We start from the raw sequence: 15,560 nt of genomic DNA on the forward strand, positions 1-15,560 counted from the left end.
GGCCGCCGGGCGGGCCCGGCGGCGAAATCTTCTCAGGCGGCACGAATGCCGCTGTGGCGAAGCAGCGGCTCGACGCTGGGCTCGCGGCCGCGGAAAGCGCGGAACAGCGCGGCGGCATCGCGGGAGCCGCCGCGCTCGAGGATCTCGGTGCGAAAGCGCCGACCGGTCTCGGGGTCGAAGATACCGGCTTCCTCGAAGGCGCTCCAGGCATCAGCGGAGAGCACCTCGGCCCACTTGTAACTGTAGTAACCCGCCGCATAGCCGCCGGCGAAGATGTGGCCGAAGCCGTTCTGGAAGCGGTTGATGTCGGCTCGCGGGACCACCGCCACGGCATCGCGTACCGCGTCGAGCAGCGCCTGGATATCGGCGGCGCTCGGCGCGGCGAGCTCGCGGTGCAGGCGGAAGTCGAACAGCGAGAACTCCAGCTGGCGCACCATGCCCATGGCGGACTGGAAGTTCTTGGCTGCCAGCAGGCGTTCGAAGAGTGCCTCCGGCAGCGCAGCACCGTCCTCCACGTGGCCGGCGATCAGGTCGAGCCCCTCGCGTTCCCAGCAGAAGTTCTCCATGAACTGGCTGGGTAGCTCCACCGCATCCCAGGCGACACCGTTGATGCCGGAGATGTCGGCGACGGTCTGGCGGGTCAGCATGTGGTGCAGGCCGTGGCCGAACTCATGGAAGAGGGTGGTGACCTCTTCATGGGTCAGCAGGGCCGGGGTGTCCCCCACCGGACGGGTGAAGTTGCAGGTCAGGTAGGCCACCGGGAGCTGCACGGCCTCGCCTTCCAGGCGGCGAACGCGGCACTCGTCCATCCAGGCGCCGCCGCGCTTGCCCTCGCGGGCATAGAGGTCGAGATAGAAGCCGGCGATGGGCGTGCCATGCTCGAGGATGCGGAAGTAGCGCACGTCCGGGTGATAGCGCGGGGCCGTCTCATCCTCCTCGAAGGTGACGCCGTAGAGGCGCTCGACCACCCGGAACAGGCCGTCGACCACCTGCGGGGCAGGGAAGTAGGGGCGCAACTGCTCGTCGGAGATGGCATAGCGCGCCTCGCGCAGTTTCTCGCTGGCGAAGCCTACATCCCAGGGCGCGAGCGCTTCCATGCCCAGCTCGTCGCGGGCATAGGCCGCGAGCTCCGCGTACTCCTCGCGGGCCTGGGGGACGGCACGTGCCGCCAGGTCCTCGAGAAAGCTGACGACCTGGTCGGGGGACTCGGCCATCTTGGTGGAGAGCGAGTAGTCGGCGTAGTCGCTGAAACCGAGGAGCTCGGCCAGTTCATGGCGCAGCGCCAGGATCTCCTCCATCACCGGCGCGTTGTCATACTCGCCGGCGTTGGGGCCCTGGTCGGAGGCGCGGGTGACAAAGGCGGTATACACCTCGCGACGCAGCTCGCGGTCCTCGGCATAGGTCATCACCGGGAAGAAGCTGGGGAAGTCCAGGGTGATACGGTAGCCGGCCAGGCCCTTGCCCTCGGCATTGGCGCGCAGGCTGGCCAGCGCGCTCTCGGGCAGGCCGGCGAGGCGAGTCTCGTCGGGAAGGTCCAGGTGCCAGGCTTGGGTGGCATCCAGCAGCTGGTTGGAGAAGGTGTTGGAGAGCTCGGAGAGCCGCGCCTTGATCTCGCCGTAGCGGCGCTTCTGCTCGGCGGGCAGGTCAACGCCGGCGAGGCGGAAGTCGCGTAGCGCGTTTTCCACGGTACGCCGCTGGCCCTCGTCGAGGGTCTTCCAGGCGGGTCCGTCGCGCAGCGCCTGCCAGGCCCGGAACAGCCCCTCGTGTTGGCCGATCCAGGTGCTGTAGTCGGAGAGTTTGCCCAGGCAGGCCTGGTAGGCCTCGCGCAGCTCGGGGTTGTTCATGGTGCCGTTGAGGTGCGAGACCGGCGACCAGGCCCGCGCCAGGCGGTCGTTGAGCGCCTCCAGCGGGGCGGCCAGGCTCTCCCAGCTCGGGGCGGTTGTCTCGGCCTGCGCCACGAGTTCCTCGATGGCCGTGCGGTTTTCCGCCAGCAGCTCCTCGATGGCCGGCACGACATGCTCGGGCCGGATCTCGGCAAAGGGGGGCAATTCGTGGGATTCGAGCAGCGGATTACGGGACATGCACACCTCGGGTCGGGAATGGAGAATGGGTCTTAGATGCGGGCGGCCGCGGCGGGTTTCAATGTGCTAGGCTTGCGCCCTTTTGACGCTCGCGGAGTGGAACCATGAACGAGACGCTGGAGCGCTGGAGCACGCGGCGCGCCTTCATCCTGGCAGTGACCGGCGCCGCGGTGGGGCTGGGCAACATCTGGCGCTTCCCCTACATCACCGGGGAGAACGGTGGTGCCGCCTTCCTGCTGCTCTATGTGGCCTTCGTGCTGCTGCTGGGCCTGCCGGTGATGATGGCCGAGATCCTGATCGGCCGCGCCGGGCGTCGCAGTCCCATGCAGTCGTTGGGTCATCTGGCCAGCCAGGCCGGGGCGAGTCGCCATTGGCGCCTGCTGGGACTGTTCGGCGCCGTGACGGTATTCTGCATCCTTTCCTTCTACTCCGTGGTCTCGGGCTGGTCCATCGAATTCCTGGTGGCCGCGGTCAACGGCGACTTCGCGGGACGCAGCGCCGCGGAGATCGGCGCCGGCTTCAATGCTTTCCTCGCCGACCCGGGGCGCATGACCTTCAACCATACGCTCTTCTTGATGATGACCATGCTGGTGGTCGCGGCCGGGGTGGCCAAGGGGCTCGAGAAGCTCAACAACCTGCTGATGCCGCTGCTCTACCTGCTGCTGCTGGTGCTGGCGGGGTACGCCGCTACCACCGAGGGCTTCGCCCCGGCATTGGCCTGGCTGTTTCTGCCCGATTTCTCCGCGGTAACCCCCATGGTGATGCTGCAGGCCATGGGCCACGCCTTCTTCACCCTGGCCGTGGGTGCCTGTGCGCTGATGGCCTATGGCGCCTACATGCCTGACCACCAGAGCCTGCCCCGCGCCGCCGTCTCGGTGGCCGTACTCGACGTGACCGTGGCGCTGCTGGCCGGTATCGCCATCTTCTCGGTAGTCTTTGCCCAGGGCATGGACCCGGGCGAGGGGCCGGGGCTGATGTTCGTCACCCTGCCGGTGGCCTTCGCCGAACTGCCCGGCGGGTCGCTGTGGCTCTCGCTGTTCTTCCTGCTGCTGCTGTTGGCCACCTGGACCTCCTCGATCAACCTGGCCGAGCCCATGGTCGCCACGCTGCAGGGCTGGGGGCTGGGTCGCGGCGCGTCGGCGGCCGTGGTGGGCCTGGCGGTCTGGGGGCTGGGAATGCTCTCGGTGCTCTCCTTCTCCAGCCTGGCCGAGACCCGGGTCCTGTTCGGCATGAATCCCTTCGAGCTGGTCAGCACCATTCCGCCGGAGATCTTCCTGCCCCTGGGGGGCTTGCTGATCGCCATCTTCGCCGCCTGGGTGATGCCGGAACAGACCACCCTGCGGGCGCTGGATGCCGGCCCCAATGGCTTTCGTGCCTGGCGAGCCCTGGTGCGCTGGGTGTCGATCCCGCTGACGTTGATAGTATTGTTGGCCGGTCTGATCTGAGACGCCTGACGCGACAACACGAGGTGAGCAATGAGCGAGGCAACGAGCCTGAGGCCCTGGAAGGGGCATGACCCGCAACTGGGCGCGCGGGTCTATATCGACCCGGCCTGCATGGTGCTGGGTGACGTGGTGCTGGGCGATGACTGCTCGGTATGGCCCATGGCGGTGATTCGCGGGGACATGCACCGCATCCGCATCGGCGCGCGCACCAGCGTGCAGGACGGCAGCGTGCTGCACATCACCCATGCCAGCGACTTCAACCCCGACGGCTTCCCGCTGACCATCGGTGACGAGGTGACCATCGGCCACAAGGCGATTCTTCATGGCTGTACCCTGGGTAACCGCATCCTGGTGGGCATGGGGGCTATCGTCATGGATGGCGCCGTGGTCGAGGACGAGGTGATCATCGCCGCCGGTGCCGTGGTGACGCCGGGCAAGCGCCTCGAGGGCGGCCACGTCTATGCCGGCAACCCGGCCAAGGCGCTGCGTCCGCTCAAGGAGCAGGAGCGGGCCTTCTTCCCCTACACCGCCGGAAACTATGTCAGGCTGAAGGACGAGTACCTGGCCGCCGCGGAATGATTCTCTAACCTATTGTTTTACATTGTCGGAGCGCGCGATAATCTGGTCATTTATCCAGTAGACGAGGGCGCGCCCCGGCATGGCCAACTTTCGCACCCACCTCGGCGTGGCTGCCGCCGGCGGCAGCGTGCTGGCCCATGGCGGCTGGCAGGCGGGCCTGTGGAGCGCTCTGGATAGCCTGCCACTGCTGGCGCTGGTGACCTTTGGCGGGATCCTGCCCGACATCGATGCCGACCGTTCCCGGGCGATCCGCCTGATCTTCAACCTGCTGGCCGTGCCTGCCGTGGTGGCCGGTGCCCTGGTGCTGCAGACGCGGCTGGCCACCGGCACCCTGCTGATGGTGTGTGGCGTCCTCTACCTGGCCGTGCGCTATCTGGCGGGTGCGCTGTTTGCCCGCTTCACCGTGCATCGCGGCCTCTGGCACTCACTGCTGGCGGCGGGGCTGTGCGGCCTGGTGACCACGGCGCTGAGTCACCGGCTGTTCGGCCAGCCCGACCACCTGGCCTGGGCCCACGGCACCGGCCTGGCGCTGGGCTTCGTGATCCATCTGCTGCTCGATGAGCTATACAGCGTCGACCTCACCGGCGCGCGTCTCAAGCGCTCCTTCGGCACGGCCTTCAAGCCGTTTGACTGGCGCGAACCCGGCAATTCCCTGGTGATGCTGATGGCGGCGGTGAGCCTGGTGCCCTGGCTGCCTCCCTGGGGGCCACTGCGCGAACTGCTCCGTCAGGGGGTCTCGCTCTGGCGGTAGTCCTCGGCCTTGAGGCCGTACTTCCTCAGCTTGTCGTAGAGGGTCTTGCGCGGCAGGCCGAGCTGTTCGCTGGCCTCGCTGACGCGGCCGCGGTGGCGGGCCAGCGCCTGGTCGATCAGGCTCTTCTCGAACAGCTCCACCTGCTGGGGCAGCGCCAGGTCACCGCTGTCGCTGTCCGCCCCCGCGAGCAGGGCGTCCAGGCGATAGTCGCAGGTGGCGCCGAGCAGCACATAGCGCTCGGCCAGGTTGCGCAGCTCGCGCACGTTGCCCGGCCAGTCGTGGGCGAGTAGCGCCGATACCCCGGCCGCATCCAGCGGTGGTGCCTCCAGGCCGCTGCGGTTGGCGGCAACCACCGCGAAGTGCTGGAACAGCAGCGGGATGTCCTCGCGTCGCTCGCGCAGTGGAGGGATCGGCAACGTGACCACCTCGAGTCGGTAGTAGAGGTCCTCGCGGAAATGTCCCGCCTCGGCCGCGGCCTTGAGGTCGACCTTGGTGGCGGCGATCACGCGCAGGTCGAGGGGTACCGCCACGTTGGCGCCGAGGCGCTCGATGGAGCGCTCCTGCAGCACGCGCAGCAGCTTGACCTGAAGCGACAGCGGCATCGATTCGATCTCGTCGAGAAACACCGTGCCGCCCTGGGCATGCTCGAACTTGCCGATGCGCCGCTCCACGGCCCCGGTGAAGGCGCCCTTCTCGTGGCCGAACAGCTCCGACTCGATGATACTCTCGGGCACGGCACCGCAGTTGATGGCCACGAAGGGGTGGCCGCCGCGGGGGCTGCGCTCGTGGATGGCACGGGCCACCAGGTCCTTGCCGGCGCCGGTCTCGCCGAACAGTAGCACGTCGGTCTCGACCTGGCTGATGCGCTGGACCAGCGAGGCAAGACGCTGGATGGCCGGGGTCTTCCCCACCAGGCGCGGGCCCGGTGCCGACTGCTGGGCCTCCAGTTCGGCCTTCAGCTCGCGGTTCTCGAGGCTCAGCCGACGCTTGTCGATGCCGCGGCGCACCATTTCCACCAGCCGTTCACCGGCGAAGGGTTTCTCCAGGAAGTCCCAGGCGCCCTCGCGCATTGCCTCCACGGCCGTGGAGATGTCGCCGTGGCCGGTGATCAGGATCACCGGCAGATCCGGGTCGCGGCCGCGCACTTCGCGCAGCAGAGTCATGCCATCCATGCCCGGCATGCGGATATCGCTGACGATCACCCCGGGGAAGTCCGGTGCCAGGGCGGCCAGGGCGGCTTCGGCGCTTTCGAAGGCACGGGGCTCATACCCCGCCAGCTCCAGAGTCTGGCCGGCCGTGATGCGCAGGTGTGCCTCGTCGTCGATGATCATCACCGGAAAGGTCGCCGGCTCATGCATGGGTGTCGTGCTCCTCGGGCCTGGTGTTGCTGGTTGCCTCGGGACAGCGGTCGCGGGGCAGGGTAATGGTGAAGCGGGCGCCGCCGCCGGGCGCGTTGTCCGCCGTCAGCTGGCCGCCCAGGTCATCGATGATGCGCGCCGAGATCGACAGCCCCAGACCCAGGCCACTGCCCGGCGACTTGGTGGTGAAGAAAGGCTCGAAGATCCGTCCCAGATGCGCCTCGGCAATGCCGGGGCCGTTGTCGACGACGCGGATTCGCACCTCGTCACCGTCGGGCGCGATGCTCAGCTGCAGGTGCGGCGCCTCGGTCTGGGCCATAGCCTGCAGTGCATTGCCGATCAGGTTGACCAGCACCTGCTCCAGGCGCACCAGGTCGGCACGCACCCAGGCCGTTGCCTCGGGCCAGTCGCGCTCGACCGAGACGCCGGCGTCGCGCAGCCGCGACTGGAAGAGCCGCAGTGCGTAGTCGAAGCAGGCGGAAACCGAGACGCTGGTGGGCTTGTCGCCGCTCTTGCGTGAGAACTGGCGCAGCTGGGCGCTGATCTCGGCCATGCGCTCGGTGAGTTCGATGATCTGCGCCAGGTTGCTGTTTGCCGCCTCGGTGCGCTGGCGGGCCAGGAACTCGGACGCATTCTCGGCATAGGCGCGAATCGCCGCCAGCGGCTGGTTGAGCTCATGGTTAATGCCGGCGGCAAGCTGGCCAAGCACTGCGAGCTTGGCGGCCTGGATCAGTTCGTCGCGGGTCTGGCGCAGCCGCTCCTCGGCGCGTCGACGCTCCTCGATCTCGCCGGAGAGACGTCGGTTGGTCTCGACCAGGTCGCGGGTGCGGCGCTGCACGTTGAGTTCCAGCTCGTCTCGGGCCCGGGCCAGGGTGCGTCGCTCCCGCTCGGCGAACTGCTCGCGCTCACGGCGCAGCCGTAGGCGCTGCCAGCCGATGCCGCCGGCCAGCACCACCACGCCGTAGAGGCCGCCGGCCAGCAGGGCAGCGAGCCACTGAGCCTGGCTCACCGGGGCCAGCGACTTGAGGATATGCATCTCCCAGCCGAACGACGGCATGGGGCGTGACAGGCCCAGGTAGTCGTCGCCGGCCAGCGGCCCCCGCCGGAAGTCGACGCGCCGGCTATGCTCGCCCGGGGTTTCGGTGGTCTCGATGCCGGCGGGGGCTAGCGGCTCGTCGGCATAGCGACGGGTGGCCAGTAGCGCCTGTCGCTCGTCGTCGGAGAGCGGCTGCAGGGCCCGCAGGCGCAGTTCCGGGCGGCTGGCCATGAAGATGATGTCGTCCTTGTCGGTGACCAGCAGCTCGGCATCCTGCTCCGCCCAGCTCGCCTCCAGGGCGTCGAGCAGCACCTTCACGACCATGACGCCATCGGGGCTGGCGTCCGGTGCGGTGTCGTCGAGCCATACCGGGGCGGAGAAGTAGTAGCCACGCGCGCGCGACTGCACGCCGAGGCCATAGAAGCGCCCGGCACGGCCGGCAATGGCGTCCTGGAAGTAGCGGCGGAAGGCGTAGTTCTGGCCGATGAAGGTGTTGGGGCGGTGCCAGTTGCTGGCGGCCAGGGTGTCGCCGTGGCGGTCGATGAGGTAGATGTCGGAGACACCGGCGGTGGCTCGGAAGCGGTCCAGCAGACGGTTGAGCGGCATCGGGTCCTGGCTCTCCGGCGAGGCAAGGAAACGCCGGACCATCTCCCGCGAGGCGAGCAGCTCGGGCAGGTAGTCGTGGCGAGAGAGGTGGCCGACCAGGCTCGCCGCCGAGAGGCGCAGCTCATTCTCGGCGTCCTGGCGCAGGTCCTGGAGAGCCTGGTCGCGAGCCAGCAGGGCGGCTTGCCACATGGCGAGCATCAGCCCCAGCGGCATCAGTAGCCAGAGCAGCTGGCGGGCCCGGCGGCGGGATGTCGTCGGCATGGCCGGCCTCAGCGCGAGGTCGTCGGCATGACCTGGGCGCGGCGCAGGGCGCGTTGAGCCCGGGTCTCGGCACGCTCGACCTCGAGCAGCCCCTCTTCCACGAAGACCAGATGCTCATGGGCACGGGCGCGGGCGTCCTCGGCACGGCCTTCGAGGATGGCATCGAGCAGGGCGCGGTGCTGCTTCATCAACAGCGGGCGTGACTCGGGTTTCTCGAACAGGTGGGCGAGGTTGTCGACGATGCTCTTCTCCAGCAGGTGGAAGATGCCGCGGATGGTATGCAGCAGCAGCACGTTGTGGGCCGATTCCGCAATGGCCATGTGGAAGGCCGCGTCGGCCCGCGCCTCCAGTGCCGGGTCACGGCCCTTGAAGCAGGCCTCGAGCTCCTCGAAACGCTTGATCAGCAGCGCCTTGTCGGTGGGCGTGGAGCGCAGGGCCGCGTAGTAGGCGGAGATACCCTCCATGGCATCACGGAACTCGAGCAGGTCGAGGTGGAATTCCCCGTGGCGTGAAAGCATCTCCAGCAGCGGGTCGCTGTAGCCGCTGTTGAGCTCCTCGCTGATGAAGGTGCCACCCCCCTGGCGACTGGTCAGCAGGCCGCGGGCCGACAGCTTCTGGATGGCCTCGCGTAGCGAGGGGCGCGAGACGCCGAAACGCTCGGCCAGCTCGCGCTCCGGCGGCATGCGCTGGCCGGGCTTCAGGCTGCCCTCGAGGATCAATGCCTCCAGGCGTTCGGTGATGACGTCGGCGAGTCGAGGCTGTCGAACGGGTTGATAGGCCATGGTGGCTCCGGAGCACGTAGCGGAAGGGGCTATGGTATCGCCAAACAATTGGTATTACCAAAAACCTTGGCCAACGAATGGCTGCGACGCTTAAGGCTGTTTGAATTTATTCAGTCCCATCAGCGTGTTGGAGAAAGCGTTTAAGGCGGTAGACTAAAGTATAGGCGTGCAGGGGTGTGAAGCGGAGAGCCCGCGTTTGACACTGCAGATCTCGCCACCTAATGTGCGGCGACATGCTACGGTAAATTGGTTTTACCAATTTACCGTAGGCCAAGTCAACGACTTCAGCGCAATGCCGTCACGCCTCTTCGCTGTCCAGGACCCCGCCCATGACGCCAGTCAAGCTCTATCCGTCAAAGCCGAAGAAGGTCTACTTCTTCGGGACCTGCCTCGTCGACCTTTTCTACCCGGAGGCCGGTCTGGACGGTATACGCCTGCTCGAGCGTGAGGGCATTGAAGTGCTCTTTCCCGAGGATCAGACGTGCTGCGGGCAGCCGGCCTACACTTCGGGCTATGCGCGGGAAGCCCGGGCCGTGGCGGCGGCCCAGCTCGGCCTCTTCCCCGAGCCATGGCCGATCGTGGTGCCCTCCGGCTCCTGTGGCGGCATGATGCGCACCCACTACCGCCAGCTCTTTGCCGGCAGCGACCTCGAGGAGCGGGCGAACGAGGTCGCCGGGCGGGTCCATGAGCTGACCGAGTTCCTGGTCCATGTCTGTCACCTGAAGCTCGAGGATCGCGGCGAACCGGAGAAGGTGGCCATGCACACTTCCTGCAGCGCCCGGCGCGAGATGGGGCTGGCCGAGATCGGCCCGGCCCTGCTGGCCCAGCTCGGCCAGGTCGAACTGGTGGAGCAGGCGCGCGCCGCCGAGTGCTGCGGCTTCGGCGGCACCTTCGCCGTGCGACATCCCGAGGTCTCCGCCGCCATGGTGGAAGACAAGACCACCGCCATCGCGGAGGCCGGCGCCCAGCGCTTCGTGACGTCCGACTGCGGCTGCATGATGAACATCGGTGGCCGCTTCGAGCAGCAGAAGACGCCGGTCGAGGGCGAGCACATCGCCAGCTACCTTTGGCGGAGGACCTCATGAGCGTACAAACCCCGGGTGTGTATACCTATAGCCCTCGCGAGTTCCACCGCCAGGCCCACGATGCCCTGGGCAATCCGCAGATTCGCGCCAACTTCCGCAAGGCGATGGATGGCCTGATGACCAAGCGCCGCGACAGCTTCGGCGACTGGGATCTGGAGGCCCTGCGTGAGCTGGGCGCCAATATCCGTCTGCGGGCACTCGCGAAGTTACCCGACCTGCTCGAACAGCTGGAGGCCAATTGCAAGGCCAACGGCATCCGGGTGCACTGGGCCGAGGACGGCGACCAGGCCTGCCGGATCATCCGCGAGATATGTCAGTCCCACGATGCCCGCTCCGTGGTCAAGGGCAAGTCGATGGTTTCCGAGGAGATGCACCTCAATGCTCACCTGGAAGAAGTGGGCATCGAGGCGCTGGAATCAGACCTCGGCGAGTACCTGGTGCAGCTCAACGAGCAGACGCCCTCGCATATCATCATGCCGGCGATCCATCTCAACACCGATGAGATCTCCGAGATCCTTCATGACAAGACCGGGATCGAGCGCTCGCGTGACGTCGACTATATGACCGCGGCCGCCCGCTCCCAGCTGCGCGAGCGCTTCATGGCGGCCGACGTGGGGGTCTCCGGCGTTAACTTCGCGGTGGCCGAGACGGGGAGCCTGTGTCTGGTGGAGAACGAGGGCAACGGTCGCATGACCACCACGGTGCCGCCCGTGCACGTCGCCGTGACCGGCATCGAGAAGGTCGTCGAGCACCTGCGCGATGTGCCCCCGCTCTATTCACTGCTGACTCGCTCGGCCACCGGTCAGCACGTCACCACTTACTTCAACATGATCAGCTCGCCGCGTAAGGCAGGCGAGCACGACGGGCCGAAGGAAGTCCATCTGGTGCTGGTCGACAATGGGCGATCCAACATCTACCAGGACGATGAGCTGCTCGATACCCTGCGCTGTATCCGCTGCGGCGCCTGCATGAATCACTGCCCGGTCTACACGCGTGTTGGTGGCCATACCTACGGCACCACGTATCCCGGGCCGATTGGCAGCATTCTCTCGCCGCACCTGATGGGCCTGGAGGAGACCAAGGACCTGCCTACCGCCTCGAGCCTGTGTGGCGCCTGCGGGGAGGTGTGCCCGGTGAAGATCCCGATCCCCGACCTGCTGGTGCGCCTGCGCCGCGAGTCGGTGGGCGAGGGCCGCGGCAACGTGCCCGGCGCTGGCGTCAAGCGTACCCGCAAGGAGGCCGCGGCCTGGAAGGGCTTCCAGTGGCTGGCCACGCATCCCGCCATCTGGCGCAGCGGCACGGCGGTGGCTGGCAAGCTCAAGGTGCTGGCGCCTTCCCGCCTGGGCGTGTGGACCGAGTATCGCAGCGCACCAAAACCGGCCGGCACCACCCTGCATGCCTTGGTCAAGCGCCATCAGGCGAGCAAGGCCCACGAGGAGGAGCGCTGATGAGTGCCCGAGAGACTATCCTGAAGCGTCTTCGCGAGCGGGCCGACGGCCCGCTGAGCGCCCCCGAGAGCGACTTCGCGGTGGCAACGAACCGCGGCTGGAGTGTCGAGGAGCGCCTGGCGCGCTTCGAGCGGCTGATCAGCTCGGTGCACGGCGAAGTGCTGCACCTCGAGCGGGATGACTGGACACAGGGTCTGGCGCAGCTGCTGGCCGACAAGGGCGTGCGCCATCTGGCACTGGGCAAGGAGCATCCGGTGGCGGTTGATGCGCGGCGCGCGCTGGCCGATTCCGGCATCGAGATGGTCGACGTCGACCGCGACATCGAAGCCTGGCAGCGCGAGCAGTTCGAGCAAGTCGATGCCGGTCTGACCTCTACCCGTGGCGGCATCGCCGAGACCGGCAGCCTCTGGCTGTGGCCGACGTCAGACGAGCCACGGCTGATCAGCCTGGTGCCGTCGATCCACATTGCGGTGCTGGACGCCGATGCCCTCGAGGACACCTTCTTCGATGTCGTCGAGGCACACGGCTGGGCCGAGCGCATGCCGACCAATGCGTTGCTGATCTCCGGCCCCAGCAAGACTGCTGACATTGAACAGACGCTGGCTTACGGCGTTCACGGGCCCCGTGAGCTGGTGGTGCTGGTGCGCCATGCCGGCGCCCCGGCGGGAGAAAAGGCATGATGGAACCGAGCGCCTGGCGCGACCTCAAGGCGGTGCTGGCGGAGACAATCCCCGCTGAGCGCCTGATCGACGATCCGCTGCGGACCCTGGCCTACGGCACCGATGCCAGCTTCTACCGGCTGATTCCGCAGCTCGTGGTCCGCCCCGAGAACGAGGTGGAGCTGCAGCAGACCCTGGCGGCGTGCCGCAGCCGCGAGCTGCCGGTGACGTTTCGTGCCGCTGGCACCTCGCTTTCCGGCCAGGCAGTGACCGACTCGGTGCTGATCCAGTTCGGCCGTGGCTGGCGTGATCATGCGATTCTCGACGAAGGGCAGGCGATCCGTCTGCAGCCCGGGGTCATCGGCGCCAGGGCCAATCAGCTGTTGGCCCCCTATGGGCGCAAGATCGGTCCCGACCCGGCCTCCATCGCCAGCTGCATGGTCGGCGGCATTGCCGCCAACAATGCCTCAGGGATGTGCTGCGGTACCGCCCAGAACAGTTACCGCACGGTGCGCGACATCCGGGTGATCCTGGCCGACGGCAGCCTGCTCGACACCGGCGACGCCGCCAGCGTTGCGGCGTTTCGGGCCTCCCATGGGGAGCTGCTGGCCAGCCTGGAGCGCCTCGCCGTCGAGACGCAAGGCAACACGGCCTTGGCTGAGAAGATCCGCCATAAGTACCGGCTCAAGAACACCACCGGCTACGCCCTCAACAGCCTGGTCGACTTCTCGGATGGCATCGAGATCCTCAAGCACCTGATGATCGGCTCCGAGGGCACCCTGGGCTTCATCAGCACCATCACCTACGACACCGTGGTCGATGAGCCGTTGAAGGCCGCGTCGCTGGCCTTCTTCCCTGACATGGGCACGACCTGCCGCGCCACCATCGCTCTCAAGCAGGCGCCGGTCTCCGCCGTGGAGCTGATGGACCGGGCCGCGCTGCGCTCGGTGCAGGATAAGCCCGGTATGCCCGAGGTGCTCGAGACACTGCCGGATGGCGCGGCGGCGCTGCTGGTCGATGTGCGCGGCAACGACGAGGCCGAGCTCGAGGCGCGCCTGCAGGCGGTTCAGGCAACTCTGGAAGGCATCCGGACCCTTGAGCCGGTTGCCTTCACGCGTGACGCCGATACCTATGCGCTCTACTGGAAGATCCGCAAGGGGCTGTTCCCGGCCGTGGGGGCCGTACGCGAGACCGGTACCACGGTGATCATCGAGGACGTCGCCTTCCCTATCGAGCGCCTGGACGAGGGAGTGCTGGCGCTGACTGACATCTTTCATCGGCACGGCTACCGCGACGCCATTCTCTTTGGCCACGCCCTGGAAGGAAATCTGCACTTCGTCTTTCCCCAGGGCTTCGAGAAGCCCGGCGAAGTGGAGCGCTACCAGGCGCTGATGGACGAGGTGGCGCAGCTGGTCGGCGTGGAGTATGGCGGGTCGCTGAAGGCCGAGCACGGTACCGGGCGCAACATGGCGCCCTACGTGGAGCTGGAGTGGGGGCCCGATGCCTACGCGCTGATGTGGGAGATCAAGGCGCTCTTCGATCCTGGGAACCTGCTCAATCCCGAGGTGATCCTCAGTCGTAATCCGACACTGCACCTGGAGAACCTCAAGCCTCTTCCGGCGGCCGACGAGATCGTCGACAAGTGCATCGAATGCGGCTTCTGCGAGCCGGTCTGCCCCTCGACCGACCTGACGCTGACACCCCGCCAGCGCATCGTCATCCGGCGTGAGTTGGCCAGGCTCGACGCCTTGGGTAGCCGGGCCAGCGATGCCGACATCGCGCGCATGTCACAGTTGCAGGAAGCCTATGGCTATCAAGGCATCGACACCTGTGCGGCCACGGGGCTTTGCGCCACTCAGTGTCCGGTCGGCATCGATACCGGAGAGATGGTACGTCAGCTTCGCTACGATCGATCGCTGGGCAAGGCGCCCCTGGCCAGGCGTATCGGCCAGCATTTCGCCGGGGCAACGCGTATCGCGCGGGGGGGACTGAAGGCCGCCAGCGCGGCGCGTGCCGTGATGGGCGCCGAGCTCATGGACAAGGCGAGCACCGGGGCGCGCCGGCTGAGCGGTGATCGCCTGCCGCAGTGGAGCCCGGCCTTGCCCCGGTCGGCGCCGATCCGGGTGCTGGAGCCTGTTCGCTCTAGTGATGCCTCGCGGGACAAGGTGGTTTACTTGCCGTCCTGCGCCACTCGCATCTTCGGCACGTCGCATGATGACAGTGTCGAGACGCGTTCGGTGATGGAGATCACCCTGGCGCTGCTCGACAAGGCCGGTTACGAGGTCATCCTTCCTGACAAGATCGACCAGCTCTGCTGCGGTATGGCCTTCAAGTCCAAGGGGCAGTTCGAGGAAGCGACCCGCAAGGGGCGCGAACTCAATGGGGAGCTGCTGGCGGCTAGCCAGAATGGACGCTACCCGGTGATCTGTGACACCAGCCCTTGCACGCTGCAGATGCACGAGCACCTTGACGAGCGGCTCGAGATGATGGAGCCGGTCGCCTTTGCCCACGACCACCTGTTGCCCAGGCTCGACGTCACGCCCATGGACGAGCGGGTCGCCGTGCACGTGACCTGCTCGAGCACCCGCATGGGGCTCGCCGACAAGTTCGTCGGATTGGCCCGCGCCTGTGCCCGGGAGGTGGTGGTGCCAGCAGGTATCACCTGCTGCGGCTTTGCCGGTGACAAGGGCTTCAATACCCCGGAGCTGAATGCAGCCGCGCTGGACGGCTTGGCCGATCAGGTGGGGGCATGCAGTGCCGGCTACTCGAATTCGCGCACCTGCGAGATCGGTTTGAGCCAGCACGGCGGCATCCCTTACCGTTCGATTCTCTCGCTGCTTGACCGAGCCAGCCGCACCGAGACGGTGTGAGGGTGCCCTCGGACACCTGGCACCAGGTCTTGTGGGTCGGGGCTTGCGGATAGTGCGGAGGGGGCGTGAAACTTTTTTACACGAGGTCCCTTGCGCGCTGCCGGGAGAATCCGTAAAGTACGCATCCGCTGCCAGCGACGGGCAAACGTTGCAGGCGGTGATAGTGGCAGAAGTGCTTGTTTCCATTTGGGTTTTTCGAAACGCTTTGAAAATTCCCGCTTGACGAACTCGCCGAATTCGGTAGAATGCCCGCCACGCGTGACAGAGACCCGCTGACGGCTTTTCCTGGATCAGCTGAGGGCTCTGGCTCGGCACTCAAATCGCTTCGGCGAGTTGAGAGTTCGGTCACCCGCTTCGCTTCTTCAAAGCGCCACACAGGGTTGACATCGAGCGCCGATCACGTAGAATACGCCTTCCTCGCAGGGCGCCGGCGAGACCGCCGCTTCACGTACTGAAGCCGGCCACGACGGCAACAGCGAGATGCTTCTCTCTCTTACGAGAGCTCGGAGCCGCTCTTTAACAATCGATCAGGTAATTCATGTGGGCGCTTGTCGGGATGTCGGTGACCAGTCACTGAAACATTCAAGGCAAGCGACTCG

The 15,560-nt window shown here is 66.9% G+C and carries 11 protein-coding genes; 7 read left to right on the forward strand and 4 right to left on the reverse strand.

The genetic code is table 11. The annotated features are described in order from the left end of the window. Nucleotides 1–32 precede the first annotated feature (32 nt). Nucleotides 33–2,081, reverse strand: a complete 2,049-nt coding sequence (prlC, locus tag FHR95_RS08510) for an oligopeptidase A (protein WP_183314082.1) — start codon at nt 2,079–2,081, stop codon at nt 33–35. A 104-nt stretch (nt 2,082–2,185) separates the two neighbouring features. Between prlC and FHR95_RS08515 the strand changes: the two genes are divergently transcribed. The 3 genes from FHR95_RS08515 to FHR95_RS08525 all read left to right on the forward strand — a co-directional run bounded on the left by FHR95_RS08515 (nt 2,186) and on the right by FHR95_RS08525 (nt 4,856). Continuing rightward, a complete protein-coding gene (locus FHR95_RS08515; protein WP_040183192.1) occupies nt 2,186–3,526 on the forward strand; it encodes a sodium-dependent transporter in 1,341 nt (446 codons plus the stop codon). Between the two features lie 30 nt (nt 3,527–3,556). Continuing rightward, complete coding sequence (locus FHR95_RS08520; RefSeq protein WP_183314083.1) at nt 3,557–4,105, forward strand: gamma carbonic anhydrase family protein; 549 nt, start codon at nt 3,557–3,559, stop codon at nt 4,103–4,105. Nucleotides 4,106–4,184: 79 nt separating this feature from the next. Next, nucleotides 4,185–4,856, forward strand: coding sequence for a metal-dependent hydrolase (locus tag FHR95_RS08525; protein ID WP_183314084.1), 672 nt, complete (start codon nt 4,185–4,187; stop codon nt 4,854–4,856). Here FHR95_RS08525 and FHR95_RS08530 read toward each other — a convergent pair. The 3 genes from FHR95_RS08530 to FHR95_RS08540 are packed head-to-tail and all read right to left on the reverse strand — an operon-like array spanning nt 4,832 to nt 8,899. Continuing rightward, nucleotides 4,832–6,214 (reverse strand): sigma-54-dependent transcriptional regulator, encoded by a 1,383-nt coding sequence (locus FHR95_RS08530; RefSeq protein WP_183314085.1) that lies wholly within the window; start codon nt 6,212–6,214, stop codon nt 4,832–4,834. The genes FHR95_RS08525 and FHR95_RS08530 overlap by 25 nt on opposite strands. Continuing rightward, nucleotides 6,207–8,117, reverse strand: a complete 1,911-nt coding sequence (locus tag FHR95_RS08535; protein WP_183314086.1) for a sensor histidine kinase — start codon at nt 8,115–8,117, stop codon at nt 6,207–6,209. Before FHR95_RS08535 ends, FHR95_RS08530 begins: the two co-directional genes overlap by 8 nt. 8 nt (nt 8,118–8,125) lie before the next feature. Then, nucleotides 8,126–8,899, reverse strand: coding sequence for a GntR family transcriptional regulator (locus FHR95_RS08540; RefSeq protein WP_040183185.1), 774 nt, complete (start codon nt 8,897–8,899; stop codon nt 8,126–8,128). Nucleotides 8,900–9,228: 329 nt separating this feature from the next. Here FHR95_RS08540 and FHR95_RS08545 point away from each other — a divergent pair, with 329 nt between their 5' ends. The 4 genes from FHR95_RS08545 to FHR95_RS08560 are packed head-to-tail and all read left to right on the forward strand — an operon-like array spanning nt 9,229 to nt 14,961. Further along, nucleotides 9,229–9,984, forward strand: coding sequence for a (Fe-S)-binding protein (locus FHR95_RS08545; protein WP_052448496.1), 756 nt, complete (start codon nt 9,229–9,231; stop codon nt 9,982–9,984). After that, complete coding sequence (locus FHR95_RS08550) at nt 9,981–11,432, forward strand: LutB/LldF family L-lactate oxidation iron-sulfur protein (protein WP_183314087.1); 1,452 nt, start codon at nt 9,981–9,983, stop codon at nt 11,430–11,432. Before FHR95_RS08545 ends, FHR95_RS08550 begins: the two co-directional genes overlap by 4 nt. Continuing rightward, nucleotides 11,432–12,112: a LutC/YkgG family protein gene (locus FHR95_RS08555; RefSeq protein ID WP_040183181.1), complete on the forward strand. Its 681-nt coding sequence runs from the start codon at nt 11,432–11,434 to the stop codon at nt 12,110–12,112. Before FHR95_RS08550 ends, FHR95_RS08555 begins: the two co-directional genes overlap by 1 nt. After that, the gene (locus FHR95_RS08560; protein WP_183314088.1) at nt 12,109–14,961 is read left to right on the forward strand and encodes an FAD-binding and (Fe-S)-binding domain-containing protein; all 2,853 of its coding nucleotides are present in this window, start codon (nt 12,109–12,111) and stop codon (nt 14,959–14,961) included. Before FHR95_RS08555 ends, FHR95_RS08560 begins: the two co-directional genes overlap by 4 nt. Nucleotides 14,962–15,560: the final 599 nt, after the last annotated feature.

The sequence above is a fragment of the Halomonas fontilapidosi genome, assembly GCF_014192285.1.
GTDB classification, from domain to species: Bacteria; Pseudomonadota; Gammaproteobacteria; order Pseudomonadales; family Halomonadaceae; genus Halomonas; species Halomonas fontilapidosi.

Coding starts and splice junctions, on each gene's coding strand:
- prlC (WP_183314082.1), bottom strand. CDS start 2,081: ATGTCCCGTAATCCGCTGCTCGAATCCCACGAATTGCCCCCCTTTGCC.
- FHR95_RS08515 (WP_040183192.1), top strand. CDS start 2,186: ATGAACGAGACGCTGGAGCGCTGGAGCACGCGGCGCGCCTTCATCCTG.
- FHR95_RS08520 (WP_183314083.1), top strand. CDS start 3,557: ATGAGCGAGGCAACGAGCCTGAGGCCCTGGAAGGGGCATGACCCGCAA.
- FHR95_RS08525 (WP_183314084.1), top strand. CDS start 4,185: ATGGCCAACTTTCGCACCCACCTCGGCGTGGCTGCCGCCGGCGGCAGC.
- FHR95_RS08530 (WP_183314085.1), bottom strand. CDS start 6,214: ATGCATGAGCCGGCGACCTTTCCGGTGATGATCATCGACGACGAGGCA.
- FHR95_RS08535 (WP_183314086.1), bottom strand. CDS start 8,117: ATGCCGACGACATCCCGCCGCCGGGCCCGCCAGCTGCTCTGGCTACTG.
- FHR95_RS08540 (WP_040183185.1), bottom strand. CDS start 8,899: ATGGCCTATCAACCCGTTCGACAGCCTCGACTCGCCGACGTCATCACC.
- FHR95_RS08545 (WP_052448496.1), top strand. CDS start 9,229: ATGACGCCAGTCAAGCTCTATCCGTCAAAGCCGAAGAAGGTCTACTTC.
- FHR95_RS08550 (WP_183314087.1), top strand. CDS start 9,981: ATGAGCGTACAAACCCCGGGTGTGTATACCTATAGCCCTCGCGAGTTC.
- FHR95_RS08555 (WP_040183181.1), top strand. CDS start 11,432: ATGAGTGCCCGAGAGACTATCCTGAAGCGTCTTCGCGAGCGGGCCGAC.
- FHR95_RS08560 (WP_183314088.1), top strand. CDS start 12,109: ATGATGGAACCGAGCGCCTGGCGCGACCTCAAGGCGGTGCTGGCGGAG.